General features: G+C 59.0%; 1 protein-coding gene. It reads right to left on the reverse strand.

All coding sequences use genetic code 11. The features are described from left to right. Positions 1-527: 527 nt before the first annotated feature. Positions 528-1,688, reverse strand: a complete 1,161-nt coding sequence (locus ACFPAH_RS00005) for an OmpA family protein (RefSeq protein WP_379738712.1) — start codon at positions 1,686-1,688, stop codon at positions 528-530. Positions 1,689-2,686 lie beyond the last annotated feature (998 nt).

The following is a 2,686-nucleotide window of genomic DNA, read 5'->3' on the forward strand; positions in this document are numbered from 1 at the left end:
AGTGCTGCAACCAGTGTGAAAGTAGGTTATCGTCAGGCTAGTTATAAAGAAAAAACCCGCTGAGTACGCTCGGCGGGTTTTTTTCGCTCAAGAACCCCGCAGGGGGGGGGGCCCACACCCTGGACCCTCACCCCTGCGGGGTTTTTTGCGTTTGGGCTTCGGGTCGTGAAACGGCGGGGGAGCCGGCGCGGCCTGGCCATACCCTATCGGTGCCGTGGGCGGACTGGGCAGGCACTTGTCACCCTCTTGTCCCCCCGATTAACGGACCTCGGGTCAACAAGCACCCCCCAGTTCTGTCATGTTCGTGCATGCTACGGCTGCAGCTGACTTACATAGGACAACGGCAAGCGCTGACGGTTCCGTTAGCGATTCGACCGGCGCCGGTCGGCTCTGCGGAGCGCACGGCGGATTGCTGATGCTTCAGGTGCAGCGCGATCGAATTGCTATCGTGCCCGGCGGTTGCATGCGCGAGACGTAAAAAAACCGCCTCGGCTTACGCCGGGCGGTCTTTTAGGACGGACGCTGAGTTAGCGGGTCACGGTGCGGGTGCCGACCACTTCGATGGTCACGCGGCGGTTCTTGGCGCGGCCTTCGTCGGTGGTATTGTCGGCGACCGGCTGGGTTTCGCCCTTGCCTTCAGTGTACAGGCGAGCTGGGTCCAGACCTTTCGACACCAGGTAGGCCTTGACCGCGTCGGCGCGGCGCAGCGACAGCTTGTCGTTGTAGGCGTTCGAGCCCACCGAGTCGGTGTGGCCGACGGCGATCATCACTTCGGTGTTCATGCCCTGCAGCTTGGTCATCAGGTCATCCAGGGCCGCTTTGCCGTCTTCCTTGACGACAGCCTTGTCGAAGTCGAACAGCGCTTCGGCTGCGAACGATACCTTTTCCGAGACCGGAGTTGGCTCAGGTGCAGGCGCAGGTGCCACTGGTGCGGCGGCTGGTTCCGGCTCAGGCGCCACGACCGGTGCCGGTGCGACGTAAGCTGCTGCGGCTGGGCGGCCGAACTTGTAGACCAGGCTGACGGATGCAACGTCGATGTCGCCGCGGTTCGCCACTGCGTCGTACACACGATAACGCTCGACTTCGCCGCGCAGGGCCATGGCTTCAGTCAGTTTGTACTCGAGGCCAACACCGGCCTTGGCGCCGCGGCGGCCTTCGTTTGGCGGATTCGGGGTCGTGACCGCGTTCAGGCGGTTACCGCTGAAGCGGCTCGTCGCTTTCGTGTACTGTCCGCCGATGCGGCCCAGCAGCGAGAGGCGTTCGGTCAGCGGCAGCTGGCCAACCAGGTCCAGGTTCACACCGCGGTACTTGGTTTCGCCACGCAGGATGCCGCCACCCGAGGTGGTCGCTTCGAAGTCGAATTTGCCCAGGTCGTAGTAACCGGCTTCGACCGCGAAGTAGCGGTTCAGCTGCTTGCCGCCGAACAGTTTGAAGCCGACATCGCGTTCGTCTGCCTTGTAGCTGTTCATGGTCTCGCCATTTGCGTTCAGGCCGCGGAGCTGGCCTGCGTTATCGATATCGGCACGCGACTGGCCGACGCCGGCACCCATGTACCAGGCGCTGTTCGCCCAGTCAGGATTCACGAAAACGGATTCGCCTGGTGCCGTTTCCGGACCTTGGGCATGCGCGTTCATCATGGTTGCGCAGGCCAGTGCGATCATTGCGGCAAGTTTGCTGGTGTTTTTCATTGAGCGGTTTCTTCTTTATGTGACAAGGTTACTGGGTGAGAAATGGTTATTCGGAAAAGGGAGGCGGCGGGAGGGCGACTGCGCCGGCCGTGCCTGACGCGTCAGCGACAAGGCCGAGACAATGCAAGCCGCACCACCCGGCTCCGCTCACGCGGCATGCGAGGCCGGCGCCGCTTCCTGCGAAGCGAGCGTCAGGCGCATCGGTGTTGGAGCCAGGTTGATCGAGTGTGCTGCCGGACGGCGGAGACCTGGACGAAGCTTGTGGTAGCTATCGAACGGTGTAAGCGTGGTGCCTGGTAGGCTTCTGGAGCAGACGAAGATCTTGGTAGTGCGTTTCAAAATATTCAAGCAGTGTTTCCGTGTCGAGTACCGTTTTCGAACCATCCTGAGGGCGACGCCGGCAGGACCAGAACATAGGAAGCCGCCTCCTTAGAACGGTTTCCAATGCGAATTATGACATTTATGCACGCACTGCTCTGTTCGCTAGCGCTCATAAGGGCAAGATTTCAAGATCGCAAGACTCCTCCGAGTCTTCCCGGCGCTCCTGTCAAACCAGATGCTGAGCTTTTCCCTGTCTGGAGCAGTGAACTGTGGAGGTCAGGCGGGCGGTATCCAGGCAAGCGAAAGAATCCTTCCTGCGACACTTGCAGTCTCCCGACAGCTTTGCTATGATGCGCCTCCCGCTGCAGTAGCGCTGCGAAACCACCAACGAAATCAAGTAGTTGGGCGTTGTCGAAAGTGCGTTACGAACAGTTGGGTGAAATAAAGAAGAGTTGACGAGTAACGCGAAACACTGCATAATCTCATTTCTTCGCTGCTGACGAACAAAACGATTCGCAGAACACAGCAAGGCAGTACCGAACAAGTTCTTTAAAAATTAACAGTCGATAAGTGTGGGCGTTTGATGAAGGTGCCAAGAACTTCGGTTCTTGATTACTTAAAATATCAAATGTTCACAAAAGTATTAAGCGTTGTCTCAGCAATGAGATGACGGTCAG

This window comes from Massilia sp. GCM10023247 (genome assembly GCF_042653325.1).
Classification (GTDB): domain Bacteria; phylum Pseudomonadota; class Gammaproteobacteria; order Burkholderiales; family Burkholderiaceae_D; genus Telluria.

What these genes read in the sequence shown, in the direction of transcription:
- ACFPAH_RS00005 (WP_379738712.1), bottom strand. Translation starts at nt 1,688, where the DNA reads ATGAAAAACACCAGCAAACTTGCCGCAATGATCGCACTGGCCTGCGCA.